Annotated in this window: 18 protein-coding genes; 4 read left to right on the forward strand and 14 right to left on the reverse strand. The window is 61.1% G+C overall.

Going from position 1 to position 18,369, the window contains the following annotated elements; translation table 11 throughout:
- Window positions 1-160: 160 nt before the first annotated feature.
- The 8 genes from ACSQ3P_RS09675 to ACSQ3P_RS09710 form a co-directional block, all read right to left on the reverse strand.
- Window positions 161-991 (reverse strand): 3-keto-5-aminohexanoate cleavage protein, encoded by an 831-nt coding sequence (locus tag ACSQ3P_RS09675; RefSeq protein ID WP_436165381.1) that lies wholly within the window; start codon window positions 989-991, stop codon window positions 161-163.
- Between the two features lie 10 nt (window positions 992-1,001).
- A complete protein-coding gene (gene benD, locus ACSQ3P_RS09680) occupies window positions 1,002-1,775 on the reverse strand; it encodes a benzoate diol dehydrogenase BenD (protein ID WP_436165382.1) in 774 nt (257 codons plus the stop codon).
- A gap of 11 nt (window positions 1,776-1,786) precedes the next feature.
- On the reverse strand, window positions 1,787-2,797 hold the full coding sequence (benC, locus tag ACSQ3P_RS09685) for a benzoate 1,2-dioxygenase electron transfer component BenC (protein ID WP_436165383.1): 1,011 nt from the start codon (window positions 2,795-2,797) through the stop codon (window positions 1,787-1,789).
- 116 nt (window positions 2,798-2,913) lie between these two features.
- Window positions 2,914-3,438, reverse strand: coding sequence for a benzoate 1,2-dioxygenase small subunit (benB, locus tag ACSQ3P_RS09690; protein WP_436165384.1), 525 nt, complete (start codon window positions 3,436-3,438; stop codon window positions 2,914-2,916).
- Window positions 3,439-3,498: 60 nt separating this feature from the next.
- The gene (gene benA / locus ACSQ3P_RS09695; protein ID WP_436165385.1) at window positions 3,499-4,875 is read right to left on the reverse strand and encodes a benzoate 1,2-dioxygenase large subunit; all 1,377 of its coding nucleotides are present in this window, start codon (window positions 4,873-4,875) and stop codon (window positions 3,499-3,501) included.
- A gap of 74 nt (window positions 4,876-4,949) precedes the next feature.
- Complete coding sequence (gene catA / locus ACSQ3P_RS09700; protein WP_436165386.1) at window positions 4,950-5,879, reverse strand: catechol 1,2-dioxygenase; 930 nt, start codon at window positions 5,877-5,879, stop codon at window positions 4,950-4,952.
- A 57-nt stretch (window positions 5,880-5,936) separates the two neighbouring features.
- The gene (gene catC / locus ACSQ3P_RS09705) at window positions 5,937-6,227 is read right to left on the reverse strand and encodes a muconolactone Delta-isomerase (protein WP_436165387.1); all 291 of its coding nucleotides are present in this window, start codon (window positions 6,225-6,227) and stop codon (window positions 5,937-5,939) included.
- A gap of 4 nt (window positions 6,228-6,231) precedes the next feature.
- Window positions 6,232-7,407: a muconate/chloromuconate family cycloisomerase gene (locus ACSQ3P_RS09710; protein WP_436165388.1), complete on the reverse strand. Its 1,176-nt coding sequence runs from the start codon at window positions 7,405-7,407 to the stop codon at window positions 6,232-6,234.
- Window positions 7,408-7,466: 59 nt separating this feature from the next.
- On the opposite strand from ACSQ3P_RS09710, the gene ACSQ3P_RS09715 reads away from it, so the two are divergent.
- Window positions 7,467-8,435, forward strand: coding sequence for a LysR family transcriptional regulator (locus tag ACSQ3P_RS09715; RefSeq protein WP_436165389.1), 969 nt, complete (start codon window positions 7,467-7,469; stop codon window positions 8,433-8,435).
- 149 nt (window positions 8,436-8,584) lie between these two features.
- Here ACSQ3P_RS09715 and ACSQ3P_RS09720 read toward each other — a convergent pair whose 3' ends face one another.
- Complete coding sequence (locus ACSQ3P_RS09720; protein WP_436165390.1) at window positions 8,585-9,499, reverse strand: LysR family transcriptional regulator; 915 nt, start codon at window positions 9,497-9,499, stop codon at window positions 8,585-8,587.
- A gap of 102 nt (window positions 9,500-9,601) precedes the next feature.
- Between ACSQ3P_RS09720 and ACSQ3P_RS09725 the strand changes: the two genes are divergently transcribed.
- The 3 genes from ACSQ3P_RS09725 to ACSQ3P_RS09735 all read left to right on the forward strand — a co-directional run bounded on the left by ACSQ3P_RS09725 (window position 9,602) and on the right by ACSQ3P_RS09735 (window position 11,738).
- Complete coding sequence (locus ACSQ3P_RS09725) at window positions 9,602-10,042, forward strand: DoxX family protein (RefSeq protein ID WP_436165391.1); 441 nt, start codon at window positions 9,602-9,604, stop codon at window positions 10,040-10,042.
- 38 nt (window positions 10,043-10,080) lie between these two features.
- Window positions 10,081-10,989, forward strand: coding sequence for a VOC family protein (locus ACSQ3P_RS09730; protein ID WP_436165392.1), 909 nt, complete (start codon window positions 10,081-10,083; stop codon window positions 10,987-10,989).
- 140 nt (window positions 10,990-11,129) lie between these two features.
- Window positions 11,130-11,738, forward strand: a complete 609-nt coding sequence (locus tag ACSQ3P_RS09735) for an FMN-dependent NADH-azoreductase (protein ID WP_436166223.1) — start codon at window positions 11,130-11,132, stop codon at window positions 11,736-11,738.
- Window positions 11,739-12,280: 542 nt separating this feature from the next.
- On the opposite strand, the gene ACSQ3P_RS09740 is transcribed toward ACSQ3P_RS09735, so the two are convergent.
- The 5 genes from ACSQ3P_RS09740 to ACSQ3P_RS09760 form a co-directional block, all read right to left on the reverse strand.
- Window positions 12,281-12,529, reverse strand: a complete 249-nt coding sequence (locus tag ACSQ3P_RS09740) for an integrase core domain-containing protein (RefSeq protein ID WP_436165393.1) — start codon at window positions 12,527-12,529, stop codon at window positions 12,281-12,283.
- Window positions 12,530-12,654: 125 nt separating this feature from the next.
- Window positions 12,655-13,692, reverse strand: a complete 1,038-nt coding sequence (locus ACSQ3P_RS09745; protein ID WP_436165394.1) for an ABC transporter substrate-binding protein — start codon at window positions 13,690-13,692, stop codon at window positions 12,655-12,657.
- A 46-nt stretch (window positions 13,693-13,738) separates the two neighbouring features.
- Window positions 13,739-14,980, reverse strand: a complete 1,242-nt coding sequence (locus ACSQ3P_RS09750; RefSeq protein WP_436165395.1) for an amidohydrolase family protein — start codon at window positions 14,978-14,980, stop codon at window positions 13,739-13,741.
- 99 nt (window positions 14,981-15,079) lie between these two features.
- Window positions 15,080-16,117: an ABC transporter substrate-binding protein gene (locus ACSQ3P_RS09755; protein WP_436165396.1), complete on the reverse strand. Its 1,038-nt coding sequence runs from the start codon at window positions 16,115-16,117 to the stop codon at window positions 15,080-15,082.
- A 186-nt stretch (window positions 16,118-16,303) separates the two neighbouring features.
- The gene (locus ACSQ3P_RS09760) at window positions 16,304-18,352 is read right to left on the reverse strand and encodes an alpha/beta hydrolase domain-containing protein (RefSeq protein ID WP_436165397.1); all 2,049 of its coding nucleotides are present in this window, start codon (window positions 18,350-18,352) and stop codon (window positions 16,304-16,306) included.
- Between the last annotated feature and the right edge of the window lie 17 nt (window positions 18,353-18,369).

Here is an 18,369-nt window from a genome sequence, read left to right on the forward strand (position 1 = left end):
GCGCAGGAGTATCGTCAAGCAGGATGCTCCAGCCCAGGCGCTCAAAGCGGTGTCGAACCGGGCGGGGCCAAGCTCCACGAGAACCTGGCAAGAGCCGAGCCCCTCGCTCGACACGGCGCATGAACGGCTGATGCCACTTCTTCGAGCGTACCGGTCTCCGTCAGACCGCCCGCAAACCGAGTGCCGATCGCGCCTCGGTGGCAGAGGCCGGGCGTCCGCCATGTCTTGCGATGGCCTCGCCCGCCAGGTTCACCAACTCGGCGTTGCTGCCTGCAAGCCGATCCTTCGAGATACGGATATTGTCTTCCAGCCCGGTGCGGATGGCATCGGCGCCGCGCGCCAGCGCCCAGCCCATTACCTGCGCCTGATGCCGGCCGATGCCCGCCGCCGTCCAGGTCGCGCCGGGAATGATGCGCCTGGTCTCCGCAAGTAGAATGTCGAGCAGATGCTCGTCGGACGGCATGGCATTCTGCACGCCGAGCACGAACTGGACATGCGGACGCGGGGACATCAGCCCAGCGTCGATCAGGCGGCGTGCGCCATGGATATGCGAGAGATCGAAAATCTCGATCTCGGGCGCGATGTCGAACTCCTGCATGCGCATCGCAAGGTCTACCACCAGCGAGGCGGAGTTCTCGTAGACGATGGTCGGAAAATTCGTCGAGCCCGTCGAGAGCGACGCCATGTCGGGCCGATGAGCCAGGGATAGGCCGCGCGAAGCAGGATCGCGCCCGCGGCCTCCCGTCGAGAATTGCACGATCATGCCCGGGCAGTACCGGCGGACGCCTGCCTGCACCTGGGCGAAGCGCTCAGGGTCTGAGGACGGGCTCTCGTCGTCGTTGCGAACATGGATATGGACGAGCGACGCTCCGGCCTCATAGGCGGCATGGGTCGACTCGATCTGCTCGGCGGGGAGAACCGGGACGGCCGGATTGTCCTTCTTGCACGGCACCGAACCCGTGATGGCGACGGCGATGACGACAGGTCTCATGACGCTCTCCTCAGCCCTGGTCGCCGCCACCGACCGGCAGCACCGTGCCGGTGATGTAGGAAGCAGCGTCCGAGGCGAGAAAGAGGATTGCCCCCGACATCTCGCGCAGCAGCCCGTAGCGCTTCATATGGCTGGATTCGATGGTTTGATCGACGACCTCCTGGATCCAGGCCTTGTCCTGCGCGCTCTGCGCCTCTGTGTTGCGCGGCACCTTGCGCGGCGGCGCGGTCGTACCGCCCGGAGCGACCGCGTTGACCCGGATGTTCCTGGTCCCGAGTTCGAAGGCCAGCGCCGCGGTCAACCCGTTGACCCCGCCCTTCGCGGCCGCGTAAGGCACGCGGTTGATGCCCTTCGTCGCGATCGACGAGACATTGACGATGGCGCCGCGTCCCTGTTCGAGCATGTGGGGCAGCACCGCGCGGCAACCCCAAAGCGTCGGAAAGAGCGAGCGTTGGATTTCCGCGATGATCTGCTTGTCGTCGAAATGCTGGTAGGGCTTCATCCAGATCGCGCCGCCGACATTGGTGACGAGGACGTCGATCGCGCGGTAGGTCCGATTGGCCACCTCCATGACCTCGACATTGGCGTCCCAACTCTCGAGATCGGCGACGATGCCTATCGCCTCGCCGCCGCCGTCACGGATCTCGCTCGCGACCTGCTCGACGAGAGGCGACCGGTCGACGAGCGTCAGCCTGGCTCCCTCGGCCGCGGCCTCGATGGCGACCTGCCGGCCAATCCCCTGGGCGGCGCCGGTCACGACCATGCTCTTGCGGGAAAACCGCATGGCTGAAGCTATCATCTGCCCTCCGATGGCGAGAACTTCTCGAAATGGAAGCTCTTCGGCGCAACCCCGCGCTCCGCGAGATGAGCCCGGACCGCGTCGACCATCGGCGGCGGGCCGCAGAGATAAACATCGACATCGCCGCCGTGCAGCACGGCGTCCGGCATATGGTTCGTGACGTAGCCCTTGCGGCCATGCTTGCTTGCAGGATCGGCGACCACGGTTGAGTAGGTGAAACCGTCGATCTCTGCCGCAAAGGCCGTGAGCTTCTCGGTCTCGACGAGATCGGCATCGTTGGTGACGCCGTAGATCATATGGACCGGCTGATCGCTGCCGATACTCTTCAGCTCGTCGAGCATTGCAAGGAATGGTGCGAGCCCGGTGCCGCCGGCCAGGAACAACAGCGGCCGCTTGACCTCGCGCAAATAGAAGCTGCCGATCGGCCCTGTGATGGTGAGGCCGTCGCCTGGCACAGCGCGCTCCGCGAGATAGCTCGACATCAGCCCACCGGGAATATTGCGGACGAGAAACGCGGCCGTCCCGTCGCGCGGCATCGAGGAAAAGGAATAGGATCGCGTCTGGGTCGTGCCCGGGACGGATACGTTGACATACTGTCCGGGCAGATAGGACAGCGCCTCGCCCGCGACCGAGAGAGAAAAGCCGATCGTGGACGGGGAAAGCTTGTGAATCTCGCTGACGGTCGCCGGCATCGACGACGGCTTGACCTTGCAGACCGAAGACGAGGCCGGGATGTTGATGACGCAGTCGGATTGCGCTTTCATCTGGCAGGTCAGGACATAGCCCTGCCCGGCCTCCTCATCGGTCATCGCGTCGTCGAGAAAGCTGCCGAGCGAGTAACGGCCGGATTCGCAATGGCATTTGCAGGTGCCGCAGGCGCCGTCCCGGCAGTCCATCGGGATGTTGAGGCCCAGGCGATAGGCGGCGTCTGCCACGAGTTCGTCCGGGCGCGCCTCGATGAAGCGGGTGACCCCGTCCTCAAAATTCAGGGCGATGCGATGCGTCATGATCATCCTCCCGCAGCGGCTCCGCCAGTCCCTCGACCCGCGGCGCGCTGCCTCCATTGACCCGCGCAAAGGCGTCCGCCCGGAAGGCGTGGCGCCCTGGCCGCCCGGGGATTGCGTCAGATATGGTAGATGTCCACCACGTGGTGGATGTAGTCGTTCTTGAGAACGACCTTCTTGGCCGTGATCTTCAGGCCGTCATCTGACGTGTCGAGCGTATAGTATGACGTACCGAAATAACTGTCCGTCGTCTTGTAACGGAAACTCAGATTCAGCCAGTTGAACCGGATTTTCATAGAGCTTTCGCCCTGCTCGACGATCTCGACATTCGAAATGTTGTGCGAGGTGCGCGGCTCCGGCAACGAGGTCGCACTCGACCGCTCGGTCCTGATGCGGAATACGCGATCCTCCAGGCCCTGCTTCGAGCCGTAGTAGATCAGCGAGATCTCCTTCTGGGGATCGTCGGTCAGCGTGTCGTCGTCGTCCCAGGCCGGCATGTGAAACGTCGCATGCGGGGCATAGCAGGCAAGCCAGGCGTCCCAGTCACGATCATCGAGCGCGCGCGCCTCAGTGTAGAGGAAGGCCTGGACCTCCTCGATCGGCACAACCCTCGCCTGGGCGACGGGCTTCAGCATGGCGGACATGGTGATCCTCCCTTATTGTTCTTGTAAGATGAGCGGCCACAGCGACCGCAGGCTAAGGCCTCATTCTGCCGCTTGCCGGAAACCGGCCTCGGCTTCCTTCCGCAGCGCGGCGACCATCGCGTCCTTCCAGTAGCGATGCTGGACCACGAACAGACCCTCGTCCTCGGTCTTGGCGCCTGAGAGCAGTGGCTCGAGGCCGATGACCTGCGCATCGGCGTCAGCCCCCTCGATCCAATGGGTCGCGCCACGAGAGAGGTCGTTCCAGGCCGCGTTCCTGGCGCCATAGCCGATCTGGCAGGAGCGGAACTCCTCCAGATCATCCGGCGTCGCCATGCCGGACGCGTTGAAGAAGTCCTCGTATTGCCGGATACGGTGAGCACGAGCTTCCGCGCTCTCGCCTTTGGGCGCGATGCAGTAGATCGTGACCTCGGTCTTATCGACAGAGATCGGACGATACATGCGAATCTGCGACGAAAATTGATCCATTAGATACACGTTCGGATACAGGCAGAGATTCCGGCTCTTCTCGATCATCCAGTCGGCGCGCGGTTCCCCGAACTGTTCGACCAGCGAGGCGCGCCGCTCATAGAGCGGGCGATCTTCAGGGTTCGCCCAGTTGGTCCAGAGCAGGAGATGGCCGTTCTCGAAGGAATAGAAGCCACCGCCCTTCTTGGCCCAGCCGCCGGCGTCCATGGCGCGGACATCGTCCTTGCCCGCGGCCGCAGCTACGGTCGCCTTTCGCTGATTGGTTGTCGCGGCGTAGTTCCAGTGCACGGACGAGACATGATAGCCGTCGGCGCCGTTCTCGGTCTGGAGCTTCCAGTTGCCGTCGTAGATGTAGGACGATGAGCCGCGCAGCACTTCCAGCCCGTCCGGCGACTGGTCGACGATGAGGTCGATGATCTTGGCCGCCTCGCCCAGATGCTCTTCCAGCGGCTTCACGTCCGGGTTCAAGCTGCCGAACAGGAAACCGCGATAGTTGCCGAAGCGGGCGACTTTGGTGAGATCGTGGGAGCCGTTCTTGTTGAAGGTCTCGGGGTAGCCCGCGCCATCCGGATCCTTCGCCTTCAGAAGCTTGCCGGTGTTGTTGAAGGTCCAGCCATGGAAGGGGCAGGTATAGGTCGATTTGTTGCCGCGCTTGTGCCGGCACACCATGGCGCCGCGATGCGAGCATGCGTTGAGGAAGGCATGAAGCACGCCCTGGCGGTCGCGGCTGATCACGATCGGCTGGCGGCCGATATAGCTGGTCATGTAGTCGTTGTTGTTGGGGATCTGGCTCTCATGGGCGAGGTAAATCCAGTTCCCCTCCCAGATGTGCTTCATCTCCAGCTCGAACAGATTCGGGTCGGTGAAGATGTCGCGCCGGCAGCGGAAGGTTCCGGTTTCGTGATTATCCTCGACCGAGGATTCCAGTCGCTCGATGATGGCGTCCAGCATGGTCGTAGCTCCCAATGAATCTTTTTTGGAGGAGAGCCGCGCAACGTTGCGCGCGGCTGCGATCATCGGACCTGTCAGGCAGCGACCGCGTGCTCACGGTTCACGACGGTGCTTGGCGCACCAGCCTTCTCGCGGGTCATCTTGAAGTCGAAGGCGATGCGGGCAAACGGCTTGTTGAGGCCAGCCTTGTGAATCTCGGCCGCGTTGGTGACGCGCTCGACCGGCGGGATGAGATCGTCGCGTGTGCCGAAGGCGAAATCGTCGTGCAAATACTTGTCGCCGTCGATGTTGATCTGTGTCGTGAGCTGCCGGTAGCCGTTGGCGGTAACGAAGAAGTGGATATGGGCCGGGCGCTGGGCATGGCGGCCCATCTGCGTCAGCAGCTTTTCGGTGTTGGAGCCGGGAGGGCAGCCATAACCGGACGGCATGATCGACCGGAAACGGTAGCGGCCTTCGGCGTCGGTCTCGATGCGACGGCGCAGATTGTAGGGCGACTGCGGAGGACCGAAGAAGGAGTAAAATCCGAAGGAGTTGGCGTGCCAGACATCGACGATCGCGCCCGCGACAGGCCTGTCCTTGGTGTCGAACACCTGGCCTTCCATGAACAGGATTTCGCCGTCATCGGTGCCGTCGTCGAGGCGGGCCTCGTGCTTGGACAGGGGGGCGCCGGCGATATAGAGCGGTCCTTCGATAGTGCGGGCCGTGCCGCCGTCGAGACCGGCCAGGCGCTCGGCCTCGTCGAGGCGCAGATCGAGAAAGTGCTCGATCGCTACACCCGGGATCAGCAGACCGAGTTCATTGGCTTTCGCGACCTCGCCGATATAGGCGACGCCGGCCCAGAACTCGTCCATCGAGATGTCGAGTTCGTCGATGGTCAGCATCAATCTGTAGAGCAGCTTGTTGACGACTTGCTTGGTGCGCGCGTCGCCCTCTGCCTGGTCGAGGCCGGCAGCCTTGGCGGCGAGCGCCTTCATATCGGATTTTGCGATGAGATCGGCAGGCATGGCGTTTCCCTTTTTGACCGCAGCCTTATCTGGCTGATGGATGATCGAGCGATCCGATTAGGTGTCGTCCTCACGGATGGATGAGGGGTGTCGGCACAGAGGCGAGACGCTGATCTCCATGAATGGGAACAGCGGCAGAGTGGAGAGGATCTGGTGCAGCTCCTCGGCACCCGAGACATCGAAGATGCTGATGTTCGCGTAGCGTCCAGCAACGCGCCAAAGATGACGCCACTTGCCTAAGGCCTGCAGGTCCTGAGCCCGCTCGCGCTCGGTCTTCTTCAAGGCATCGGCCTTGTCGATCGGCAGGTCGTGCGGCAGCCGGACATCCATTTCAACGTGGAACAGCATGCTGTCAGCTCCCCGTCTTGAGAACGAGATGAACGGAGCGTTCCGATCGGTCGCGTCGGAAGCGATTCACACGCGCCTCGTCGAGGGCAATTCCAAGGCCCGGACCTGAAGGAACGCCGAGGCTGAACTCGCTGTAGTCGAGCGGCTCTTCCAGGATCTCTTCGGTCAGCAATAGCGGCCCGAACAGTTCGGTGCCCCATTCCAGCTTGGCGAATGTCGAGAAAAGCTGCGCCGAGGCAATCGTGCCGACAGCGCCCTCCAGCATGGTTCCGCCGTAAAGCCCAATGCCGGCAGCTTCAGCGATCGCCGCCACCTTGGCGCTGGCGAAAAGCCCTCCGGACTGCTCGATCTTGAGCGCGAACACATCCGCCGCCGCGAGGGAGGCAATCTGAAAGGCGGTCTCCGGGCCGTTGAGCGCTTCATCGGCCATGATGGCGATCGAGGTTTCTCGGGCAAGACGAGCCATGCCCCTGATATTCTTGAGCGCGATCGGCTGCTCGATGAGATCGACGCCGGCATCGGCCAGCAGCGGCAGGCAGGCCGATGCGGTGGCCTCGCTCCAGGCCTGGTTGACATCGACCCGGACGCTGGCCCGGTCGCCCAGCGCCGCCTTGATGGCGGCGACATGGGCAATGTTCTGGCGCGGATCGCCACGGCCGATCTTGAGCTTGAAGATGTTGTGCCGCCGCTTTGCCAGCATCTCCTCGGCTTCCGCGATGTCCTGCCCCGTGTCGCCGCTTGCCAGCGTCCAAGCCACCGGCAAGCGATCATGGCAGCGACCGCCGAGGAATTCGGACGCGGGCAGACCAATGCGCTTGCCGAGGACGTCGATCAGCGCCGTCTCGACAGCACATTTGGCGAAATGATTGCCCTGAACGGATTTGGCGATCGTTGCCATCGTCAACCCGACGCGGTTGGCGTCGCACTGCAGCAGAACCGGCGTGAAATAGGTGTCGATGGCGAGCTTCATTCCCTCGGGGCTTTCCGGCCCGTAGGCAAGCCCACCGATCGTGGTCCCCTCGCCAATCCCCACGATCCCGTCCGACGTGCGAATCCGGACGATCATCAGGGTCTGCCCCTTCATCGTCGTCATCGAAAGCTGATGCGGACGAATGGTCGGAAGATCGATGAGAAAGGTTTCAACCTGTTCTATCCGAGCGGCTGGCGTCGTCACGTTCATATACCCTTGCTGAGGTAGGGCCGACGATAGGATCGCTGTCTCTTGCTGCACAGGATCGATTGCGTCTATTTTCATACCCAAGAGGTATCGAAAACCTCATGGGAGGAACGACTATGGAGCTGCGTCATCTGCGCTACTTCACCACAGTGGCAGCGGAAGGCTCGTTCAGTCGCGCTGCTGAAAAGCTCAATATGGCTCAACCTCCACTGAGCAGGCAGGTACAGCAGCTCGAAGAGGAGCTTGGCGTCAGGCTCCTCGACCGGGGCCGCCCGATCACGCTGACCGAGCCAGGTCGATACCTTTTCGAGCAAAGTCGCCAAATTCTCCAGCGCATCGACGAGATGCGCGCAATGACGCTGCGGATCTCCAAGGGCATGGTTCTGCAGTTCAACATCGGCTTCGTCGCATCGACGCTCTACGACGCGCTGCCTGAGCTCATCAGGCGTTTCCGCATCATCGCTCCGGGAGCCGAAGTGCAGCTCGTCGAGCTGACGACGATGGAGCAAGTCGCAGCGCTCAAGGACGGGCGCATCGACGTTGGGTTTGGCCGGCTGCGCTTCGACGATGAAATGATCACGCGCAGCATCATTCGCGAGGAGAAGCTCTGCCTGGCCGTTCCGGTCGGCCATCCTCTTGCCGCGACGGAGGGGAAGCTCAAGCTCAGGCAGATTGCCGGCGAGCCGCTGATCATCTATCCGAAATCCCCGAGACCAAGCTATGCCGATCAGGTGCTGTCCTTCTATCGCGACGCGGGTGTCGAGCCGACGATCGGGATGGAGGCGAAGGAGGTGCAGACCGCGCTTGGCCTAGTGGCGTCGGGCGGTGGCGTCTGTCTCGTGCCGGCATCGGTCAAACGCCTGGGCCGTGACGATATCCGCTACATCGACCTCGATGAGCCCAAAATGATGAGCCCAATCATCATGAGCTACCGCAAGAATGACAGCTCTGCGCTCCTCATGGCGCTAGTCAAGCTGGTGCGCGATTTCGATCAATGGGATCAGGCGCTCAAAAGCGCCAAGCAAGCGTAAGGCTCGGATCATTGGTCGTGTCCGGTAGCGTGGCTCGCAGAAGCTACATCACGCGACCAGATACGACCCAACCGGGTCGAAGAGACAACTATCACAAGACATCGCATTGCCGTTTGCGCCGCACTACCAAGCATGTGCGCAAAAAGGCTTCAAACCTCGGGAGGGGCACCGCTCAGTCGCCCCAGAAGCCAGCGGCCGGCTGGCCCTGGAGGTTCATCCTGTCGATGAGCCACCACAAGATGCAGACTTCTAACCTGCTGAAAGCGCCCGTCGTCCCGAACCGACAGGCGAACGAGACGCCCTGAACTCAGATCGTCCATGACCAGCGCCTCCGGCAGGCTGCCCCATCCGATGCCTGCAAGGATGAGGGAATGCCTGGCAGACTGGTCGGTGACGCGCCAGGTGTTCAGCGCTGCGACCTGCACATCTTCGCCTGCCACGGCCTCCTCGACCTCGCTCAGGACGAGTTGCAAATGATCCCGAAGGATCTGCGCATCCAGGACACCCGTCATTCGGGCGAGTGGATGCGAGGAGGCAGCCACGGTGACGAGCTCGATCTCTGAGATCAGATATCGCTGAAAAGTGCCAGGCAGCAATTGTTCGTACAAAATGCGCAGGTCCGCTGTGCCCTTGGCGAGGGCAGGTGCGTTCCGACCGGTTGCCATCGAGAAGGGCTGTACGATCAGACGGACCTGTACCGTCGGAAACATGTCACGGAAGTCCGCCAGCGCAGGCGTCAACAGATTCATCGGAACGCCGCCCGCCACAGCGACCCGCAACTGAGCTTCCAGCCCTCGCGACAGTTCGAGAGCACTCGAACGGAAGCGCGCGACGTCGTCCATTATCCGTTGCGCCTTTGGCAGCAGGATACGCCCGGCTTCACTCAAGGTTGGGCGATATGTGGAGCGGTCGAACAATGCGGCGCCAACATGATCCTCCAGCTTCTGCATGGCATATGTAATTGCGGACTGGGCGCGATTGAGCTTTCGCGCTGCTCCCGAGAAGCTGCCGGCTTCCACGACCGCGATGAAGATCGCGAACTGATCCAACGTGTACGCGTCCATCTTTATCTGATTATCTGATCGTCTTTATCGAAACAATCCCAGTTTTTTACTCAATCCTCCTCCGCCATAAGCCATCGATCGTTCCAGCTCGCGGAGGCCCCGATGTCGACCATCCTAACAAAAGACCGTTCTCAGCCGGTCCTTTCTGCGGGCAAGCCGCTGCGCATCGGTATCTGGCTGGCTCAGATCGTTGCCGCCGGTCTGTTCTGCATGTCCGGGGTGATGAAACTCACCACGCCGATCCCGGAACTCTCGGCAATGATGCCCTGGACCGGCGAACTGTCCCCGGCCTTCGTGCGAGTGATCGGCGTCATCGATCTCGCAGGCGGCCTCGGTCTGATCCTGCCGTCACTGACGCGCATCCTGCCCCGTCTGACCGTAACCGCTGCCCTGTGCTGCATCCTGCTTCAGGTTCTGGCCGCCGGCTTTCACAGCTTTCGTGGCGAGTTCGCGGTTCTCCCCTTGAACGCTCTGCTGCTTGGCCTCGCGATCCTCATCTTCTGGGGGCGTTCGAAGAAGGCACCCATCGCGCCTCGGAACTGAGCGCTGCTGGCGCCGTCCTCATATCTCGGGAGCCTTCCGTGATTTTGGCAGAGAACTCGCAAATGGCCGGTCCGGCACGCGATGACATCGCGGCATGTGCGCCCATTAGGATTGGTGGTGTCACCCTGGTGGTTCGGGATCTGGATCGCGTGACCCGCTTTTATCGCGACGTGATTGGCCTGGAGCCGATCGTCCGGGATGGGCACACGCTCCACCTCGGCGTCCACGGCCGTGTCCTCATTTCCCTGCGGCACGATCCCTACGCGCTGCCCAATGTGCCGCAGAGCGCCGGGCTCTACCACATCGCCTTCCTGCTCCCCTCCCGCAACGATCTGGCTGCATGGGTGCATCATGCGCTCCGCTTGGGAACCCGCTTGGCCGGCGCATCGGATCACCTCGTCAGCGAGGCCATCTATCTGTCGGATCCGGAAGGCAACGGCGTCGAGATCTACGCCGACCGGCCAAGTTCGACCTGGAAGCGGATTCAGGAAGTTATCCAGATGGGCGCCGGTCCGCTCGACCTGCGCGAGCTGTCACAATCGACGACGCTCGCCTGGAATGGACTGCCGGCAGGCAGCACGATTGGCCATGTTCACCTGCAGGTCGGCGATGTCCGCTCCGCTGATTCGTTCTACGGCACGCTGCTCGGCTTCAAGATCAACGCAGCGGCGCCAACAGTCAGTTTCTACAGCACCGGCGGCTATCACCACCAGCTTGCGGGCAACACCTGGCAAAGTGGTGGGGCCGGAGCGCGTCTCGAGGATACGACGGGGCTTGCCGAGGTAGAACTCCTCCTACGCGATTCCGAAACGCTAGCGGCGATCGCCTTGCGATTGGCCAATGCAGGCAAGCCGGCCTTGGTCGACGAAGGACACCTGACCGCTTTCGATCCCTGGAACGTCCGGTTGAGCTTGACCAATGCGCCTGAAGCTCCGGGGCCGCGGTGAAGGCGGTCGTCCCAACGGTGGTTTCGCTCCTCCCGCCATTCGCTCGAACGCATGGTCAGGCCTGAATCATGTGGACCTTCCTCAAAGTGACCGGCCGCAGATTTCTGTCCCTCTTTCAATCTCGCGAAAGGCTCAAGCCGATGAACATCCTCCACCTCGATTCGAGTATTCTGGGCACCTATTCGGCCAGTCGCGACTTATCCGCGGCCATCCTTGATCGTCTTGTCTCATTGAATCCCGGTGCCGAGGTCATCTACCGCGATCTCGACGCGCAGCCACCGCTGCATCTGTCGAGCACCCATATGGCCGTGTTTCAGGGTGCGCCTGTGGAGGACGTTGCTCTTGGAGCCGATCTGGGCCTGGCTGGCGCCTATATCGAGGAACTGGTTGCCGCCGACATCGTCGTGATCGGCGCGCCGATGTACAATTTCACCATCTCAACCCAACTCAAATCCTGGATCGACCGCGTCGTCGTGGCCGGGAAGACCTTCCAATACGGCGCCAACGGCCCTGAAAGTCTGCTTCCATCGGGCAAAAAGGTCTTCCTGGCTTCGACCCGTGGCGGGGCCTATGGCGAAGGGAGCCCCGCTGCCTTTCTGGAGCATCACGAATCCTACCTGCGCGGCGTGCTCGGCTTCATCGGGCTGACCGATATCACGATTGTCCGGGCCGAAGGTCTCGCCATGGGCGATGATGCCAAAGCAGCGTCGATCGCCAGGGCGAAAGATCAGATCGCAGCCCTCGGCTGAGACGGCATCTGCTCAGGCCGAGGCCGTGACCGGCCCCTTTTTGCCTACGAGATAATGCACCGGGCCAAAGTGGAAAGACGCTGGCTGTGCGGGGAGCGCAAAGAGCCGAACCTAAACAGATCCTTCAATCCCGCGGCAATATGCATCCGGCCTTTGTGAGCCAGAATGCCGGGCGATAAGATTCCGTCCGCCAACGCGATCGGATGGAAGGTTTAACAAATATCAAAATGGAAAAGATCGATGATCAAGAACGATGAGCATCATGTGAAAAGCGAGTATCGCAAGACGCGGATCCTGGGCGTCAGTTTCGTTTTGTCACTTCTGACCGCATGCCACACGACCGATCTGGGGAAGTCCGTCGGGTGGCCGACTCCTCCATCCAGATCCGTCAACTAGCAGCACGGCAAGTTCAAATTGCCTGACCGGAGCGCCTTAGTTACGCGTCCGCAACGCCGGCATAGTCGACAGCGGACCACTGCAACAATCTGCGCCTCCGGCTCGGTCCTGAAATGGGTTGCCCGGTTGAGTGGCCTCGTTTCAATCTAATGCAAGGTTGGCTTCGCGGCCATGCAGGACAATGCTGCAGGCGCCGGAGGCTTGCAGCCAAGCGAGGAATACGGGCGCATGGTGTTGTAGCACTGGCGCCAGCTCTCGATGACGGCCTTCGCCTCGACGGCGCTGCAGAAGGTCTCATCTCGGAGCTTGGAGTCGAATCTCTCGCAGCAGCCATTCTCCCACGGAGATTCCGATTCAATGAAGGCAGTCCTGCCGGGAGTCGAGCAAACGTCCATCGCGGAAGAGATAGGCGCTCATGAAGTCTGGGCGTCCCCGTTGTATTTCGCTCGGATATCGGAGCGGAGAACGCCACGCCTAGCAGGGCGTTTCCGAAGCAGAATTTCTGCTCGCTCCGAAGTGGCTACGCCTTGAGAACTTTGTCCCACCAGTCCTTGAGTTGCGCATCATTCTTGAGAAGGTACTCGTTGTCGGGAAGGAAGACCTTGTCTTCCATGCCCTTCGGAATGCCGACACGCGACGAATATTCGTCCGGCAGGAGCGGCTTGTTGAGCACGGGGGCGTAACCCAAATCCTTGGCGAAGGAGATTTGCGTATCGTCCTGCAAATTTGCGTTGAGAAACTTGTATGCCTCGTCCTTGTTTCTTGCATTTTTGGGCATGCTGAAGCCGTAAAGCTCCAAGCCCAATCCCTCTTTAGGGAATGCGATCTTGATCGGAATACCTGCGTTCTGCCACATGACGCCGCGCGCCTGCCACATGATGCATATCCAGCACTCTCCGCTCTTGAGCGCCTGAGCCATGGCCTCGTTGGTCGGGTAGATTTTCAGGCCGGCCTTCTTGAGTTCGAGCAGTTTTTCCTTGCCCGGTTCGTAGTTCGAGATTGAGCCGCCGTTGATGAACGCAGCCGACTCGATCGTCGAGCGATATTGAAGGTCGATAGCCCCCACACGACCGGTGAGCGCAGGGTCCCAGAGGTCCGCGTATGATTGAGGAGCCTCGGCGAGCTTGTCAGGATTATAGAGAATGACGCGCGTGCTGAAGAACTTCGGGATCATATAAGGCTTCTTGACCGCCGGTATGATCTCGCTGGCCCTTACTATCCTCGTGTAATCGATGTCGGCAACGGCACCATTCTTCCAGAGTTCGAACGCACCTGTATCGGTCAAGCCAGCGATATCCATCGTGCCGCGAGGGAGCGCGCGTTCGGCCATGATCTTGACCTTTCGTGCCGGCTCCGCGGCAGCGTCGAAAGCAACTTCAATCCCTTCTTTCTTGAGGTAAGGGTTGACGATGTAGTCCTCGAGCCCTTTCTGGGAATCTCCACCCCAATTGCCCACAACGAGACGGCCTGTCCGTTGCGCCCGGGCCGCAAGACCGACGCAGGAAAAAAGGCCGCCGGCAGCGAGAATGTTGAAACCACGTCGTGAAGGCTGGCTCATTACATTCTCCTGTCAGGTTTGGCTAAGAACTCGCTGTTGCGGGCGCCTAAAGCGCGTTTTTGTAGAAATGACCGCCGCGCATGATCGCCGATAAGCGCGTGCCTCGATCCTGAAAAACGCTGAGATCTTCGAGCGGATTGCCATCCACGACCAGAATATCGGCGTGTGCGCCTGGAACGATTTCTCCCAGCTTGCCCTCCTGCCGAAGAATCCGGGCATTTACGAGAGTTGCTGAGCGAATGACTTCCTTGTTGGACTGAACCTGTGCCTGGACGGCCAGCCCATCGGTCTGATATTTTTGCGTGTAGGTCATCAGGTCGCTTCCGAACCCGATTTCGACCCCAGCGCTGCGGCAGACGTCCAGCGATGCCAATCCAGCAGCGTGCACGATGTCATTCTTTGCCAACTGAGAGGGGCTCTTCCCGGATGCCGCTCCTAGCCGTTTGTTGATCTCGTAAGTGATCAACGTCGGGACAAGGAATGCGTCCTTCTCCCGCATCAATTCAGCGCCTTCGCGCTCGACGAAATTTCCGTGCTCGATCGTTCTGACGCCATGCTTCACACCGCGAACAATCGACTCGTTGGAATAGGCGTGGGCGCCAACATAGACCCCCCACCTCTTGGCCTCGTCGACAGCGGCCGCAATCTCGTCGGTGGTGAACTGCACGCTTTCGAGAGGGTCGTTGGGCGACGCCACACCTCCGCTCAACATGAGCTTGATCTGGTCGGCCCCTCGTCGAAGTTCGTTTCGGACGGTTCTGATTACATCGGGGACCCCGTCAGCGACGACGCACATCAACTGTGCTCCGGTGCAACAAACATCGGAGCTCTCGCCGCCCTCGACGCGGCTGCGGAAATCGCCATGGCCGCCGGTCTGACTGATGGCGCGCCCGGAGATGAAAAGACGTGGCGCCTCGACATAGCCGGCATTCACCGCATCGCGCATGCCATAATCCGCCCCGCCCATGTCGCGAACGGTCGTGAAGCCGCGCATCAACATGGATCGGAGTGTCATCGTCGCCATAGCCGCCGAGAAGGTCGGTGGCACGGTGTTCATGAAGAAAGGGCCAGAATTGCTCAGGAAGTAATATATGTGGATGTGATTATCGATCAGGCCCGGCATCACGACTTTGCCGTTGCATGCAATGACCTCGGCAGATTTCGCGACAATAGGCTTGTCCGAAACCTCCTTGACGATTTCATCCTCAACGAGAACGTCGATCCCATCGATCAAGACGCCCTGATGGGGGTCGAGCAAACGCCCCCCACGGAAGAGATAAGCACTCATGATGTCCGGACGCCTCGTTGCGTTTCGCTCGGATGTCAGGGTGGAGACGCCATGCTTGTCATGGCGCCCCGAAGCAGAGTTCTGCCCGCGCCGAAATGGCTAGGCCTTGAGAATCTTGTCCCACCAGTCTTTCAGCTGTGAGTCGTTGTTGAGCAGGTAGTCGTTGTCGGGAAGGAAAACCTTGTCCTCCATGCCCTTCGGAATCCCGATGCGCTCGGCATAGTCGACCGGCAGCAGTGATTTCTTTAGGACCGGTGCGTAGCCGAAGTCCTTTGCGAATGCGACCTGTGTGTCGTCCTGCAAATTGGCATTGAAGAACTTGTACGCATTCTCCTTGTTGCGTGCGTTCTTCGGCGTCCCGAAACCATAAAGCTGGAGCGACAAACCTTCTTTCGGAAAGGCGATTTTGATCGGAATGCCGGCGTTCTGCCACATCACGCCGCGCGCCTGCCACATCACGCAGATCCAGCACTCCCCGCTCTTGAGCGCTTGCGCCATGGCCTCGTTGGTCGGGTAGATCTTCAGACCCGCCGTCTTCAACTCCAGCAGCTTTTCCTTGCCCGGCTCGTAATTCGAGACCGAGCCACCATTGGCCAGTGCCGCGGATTCGATCGTCCACTGATACTGAATATCAATGGCCCCAACGCGCCCGGCATAGGCCGGATTCCAAAGATCGGCATAGGACGTCGGCGCGGTCGTGACCTTGTCGGGATTGTAGAGGATGACGCGCGTCGTCATGAACTGAGGCACCATGTAGCTCTTCTTGGCTATCTCGATGATCTCGTTGGCTTTGACGATCTTCGAGTAGTCGACTTCGGCCAATGCGCCGTTCTTCCACAATTCATAGCCACCGGCGTCGCTCAGCCCCGCAATGTCCATCGTGCCGCGCGGAAGCGCCCGTTCCGCCATGAGCTTGACCTTGCGCGGAGGCTCGGCTGCGGCGTCGAAAGCGACCTCAATGCCCTCCTTCTGAAGATGGGGCGCGACGATAAACTGCTCGAGAACGCGCTGGGAGTCGCCGCCCCAGTTCCCGACAACCAAACGGCCTCCCGCTTGAGCGGAAGCAGGGGACACGGCCGTGGCAGCCAAGCTTCCGAGGGCCAATTTGCCGATTTGACGCCGTGACAGGTCAGTCATGTCCGTATCCCTCTTCTGGTGTTGTCTGCCTTCAGGGTCCTCGGCTCGACCGGCATCGCCGCTTCAACCAGCCGGCCACCACCATTTATCTCGACATCAAGCGTCGCAGAATTGGATACAATGTAAAGATACATTATTCATATATCGCATCTTCAATATACGATTTTGCTATCCGATCTCCGAAAATCAGGCTGTCTTGCCCGCCAAGGACAATGTGATCCGGTGACGAGGGCGCCCCCAGTCACGCGCCATGGCAACGCAGCGGGAGACGTCCTCGTCTAGGATGAACCCGGCCTCGACCAGCACCGTCGCCGCTTTGCGGATGGCGTCTGCGTAGTCCTCGACCACCGCGAAGCGCAACGAGACAGGCGCGCGTGGATCGTTCGTGAGGAGCGCCACTTCCTCGGTCTCCGGGAACGGCATGTAGGAACCCGTCACACCGAGCATGACGCCCGGGCCAAATTCGCGCCGGCGCATGCTCCACCCGGTGTAGGTGCCCAATGGAGCCTCGACCATCGGCGCGCGGAGGCCCGCGATATCGTTCCCATCCTCGTCCACCGCCGGAACGAGCACGGCATATTCCACATCGGGATCGATCCGTGGTGGAACGGTTTCCAGCAGCCCCTCGGCGAAGCGAGGGCCATAATCCATACGTTCGAGACGGCTAGGGCCGGTCGGTAGCGAGACACCGGGAATTCTCGGAAAACTGTCCAGCCAACTTTTGCCGGTAACAAGCGTCCCATCTTGCGCCAGCGGGAATCGACTCGGCGGAGGAGCGACGCCGCGTGTGACCCAGTCGTCCAGGCGTTGGACCGCCGCCCGAAAGAACATGGAGGTAGAGACCGGGTTGAAAAATTGTTCGGCTATCCCCGTGGAAAGCTCGTTCACGATCGGCGAGGCCCAGTGCTGTGAGCTCGACCAGAGATAGATGCGAACATTGTCGGGCAGGGTAAGGTCCCGACCTTCCGTATCCGTGTGAACCAAAGACGCGCGCCGATGCCAGTACTCGGCAGCAGAGTCCGTGTGAATCACGAAAGGGTCGCTCGCCGGCCGCTTGAGGATCGCGTCTTCGGCTCCAGTGATATGATCGCAGGAGCGCGCATAGGAGAACGGAAACACGTCCGCCGGCGCGCTGTGGTTGTCATGCGTCTGTCCAGGCAGCAGGGTCGGCTTAGCGAAACGGTGATTCAGCCACATCTTGCCGGCGCCGGCCACATGAGGCATCGCGCCTTCGAAAACCTGGCGGCCCTCGAGATCCTCATTGAATCCGAGATAGATGAAGTCCCGAATGCAGCGCCCTGACTGCGAGCGGCCCCAGCAATAGGCCTTCTTGATGCCGGCATCTCCCTGTCGCAGAGGGTTGGGTTGGCCGGAATTCGTATGCTGACCGTGTTTGAGGAACGAAATGAAGTCGCGGACAGCGCTGTGGCCGAGGCCGAGCACAAGCGGATCCTGCGCGGTATAGATCAATTCGTAGATCCAGCCCGGCTCGAAGCCCTCCGGCAGATAGATATGCGTGTCCGACGGCAAGATCGCGAGCTCTGCCCCTTGGTTGTCGGCCCCCTGCCCGCCTTCCGTTCGTGCAAATTGCCAGCGATCGCGCGCGACCTCCTCGCGAGAACTGCCGTAATAGCGCCGCCGGGTCAGGCGAGCCTGGCCCTTCGCATGTTGCGCGACCGGATAGGATCGTGATGTCGTCGCCGCGCTGAGCGGAAAAACCTTGACGCCCCTGGCATTGGCGATGAATTCCGAGAAGACCTCGCCTTCGATGGGGCCCTCGGGCAAGCGGGCCAATGGCGCTTCGAGCACGACCCGGTCGTCGCCCGGCCACAGGTCGCCCTGCCAGCCGAGCCAGACGATCGTGTAGCCCTGCCGCAGCAGGAACCCGTTACCGGCATCCGCCGCGTGAATGGGCATGTTTCCCGGCGGAGCATCGTTGAAGAACTGCAGAAGGCGCTTGTTGCCGCGATTGACGAACTCGAAGACAAGGCGCCCGTTGCCGGCCGAGAGGTCGACGGGTTTCAGGATGCAGACGTCAGCGCGATAGGCGACCAACTCATCTTCGCCCACAGGCGCGTAGGCGAGATCGACAATCCCGCGATTGCGCCCGTCAGCCGGATCGATCTTGAAGGTGGCCTTCCCGATGAGGCGCTCATAGGGGCCCGCATCGCCGAATGGTTGCCCGGCGGCAAAGCTCGTGCGCTCGAGGGCCGCGAAGTCGACGACATGATCCATTTTACACCGTCCAGGCA

Source organism: Allobosea sp. LjRoot9, from assembly GCF_964252745.1.
Lineage (GTDB): Bacteria > Pseudomonadota > Alphaproteobacteria > Rhizobiales > Beijerinckiaceae > Allobosea.

Bases quoted from the DNA above. Each gene is read 5' to 3' on its own strand.
- ACSQ3P_RS09760 (WP_436165397.1), bottom strand. From the start codon at position 18,352: ATGGATCATGTCGTCGACTTCGCGGCCCTCGAGCGCACGAGCTTTGCC.
- ACSQ3P_RS09735 (WP_436166223.1), top strand. From the start codon at position 11,130: ATGAACATCCTCCACCTCGATTCGAGTATTCTGGGCACCTATTCGGCC.
- benB (WP_436165384.1), bottom strand. From the start codon at position 3,438: ATGTCCGCCATGCTGAAGCCCGTCGCCCAGGCGAGGGTTGTGCCGATC.
- ACSQ3P_RS09710 (WP_436165388.1), bottom strand. From the start codon at position 7,407: ATGAACGTGACGACGCCAGCCGCTCGGATAGAACAGGTTGAAACCTTT.
- ACSQ3P_RS09745 (WP_436165394.1), bottom strand. From the start codon at position 13,692: ATGAGCCAGCCTTCACGACGTGGTTTCAACATTCTCGCTGCCGGCGGC.
- ACSQ3P_RS09720 (WP_436165390.1), bottom strand. From the start codon at position 9,499: ATGGACGCGTACACGTTGGATCAGTTCGCGATCTTCATCGCGGTCGTG.
- benC (WP_436165383.1), bottom strand. From the start codon at position 2,797: ATGACGCATCGCATCGCCCTGAATTTTGAGGACGGGGTCACCCGCTTC.
- benA (WP_436165385.1), bottom strand. From the start codon at position 4,875: ATGCTGGACGCCATCATCGAGCGACTGGAATCCTCGGTCGAGGATAAT.
- ACSQ3P_RS09675 (WP_436165381.1), bottom strand. From the start codon at position 991: ATGAGACCTGTCGTCATCGCCGTCGCCATCACGGGTTCGGTGCCGTGC.
- ACSQ3P_RS09755 (WP_436165396.1), bottom strand. From the start codon at position 16,117: ATGACTGACCTGTCACGGCGTCAAATCGGCAAATTGGCCCTCGGAAGC.
- ACSQ3P_RS09750 (WP_436165395.1), bottom strand. From the start codon at position 14,980: ATGAGTGCTTATCTCTTCCGTGGGGGGCGTTTGCTCGACCCCCATCAG.
- ACSQ3P_RS09725 (WP_436165391.1), top strand. From the start codon at position 9,602: ATGTCGACCATCCTAACAAAAGACCGTTCTCAGCCGGTCCTTTCTGCG.
- catC (WP_436165387.1), bottom strand. From the start codon at position 6,227: ATGCTGTTCCACGTTGAAATGGATGTCCGGCTGCCGCACGACCTGCCG.
- ACSQ3P_RS09740 (WP_436165393.1), bottom strand. From the start codon at position 12,529: ATGGACGTTTGCTCGACTCCCGGCAGGACTGCCTTCATTGAATCGGAA.
- benD (WP_436165382.1), bottom strand. From the start codon at position 1,775: ATGCGGTTTTCCCGCAAGAGCATGGTCGTGACCGGCGCCGCCCAGGGG.
- catA (WP_436165386.1), bottom strand. From the start codon at position 5,879: ATGCCTGCCGATCTCATCGCAAAATCCGATATGAAGGCGCTCGCCGCC.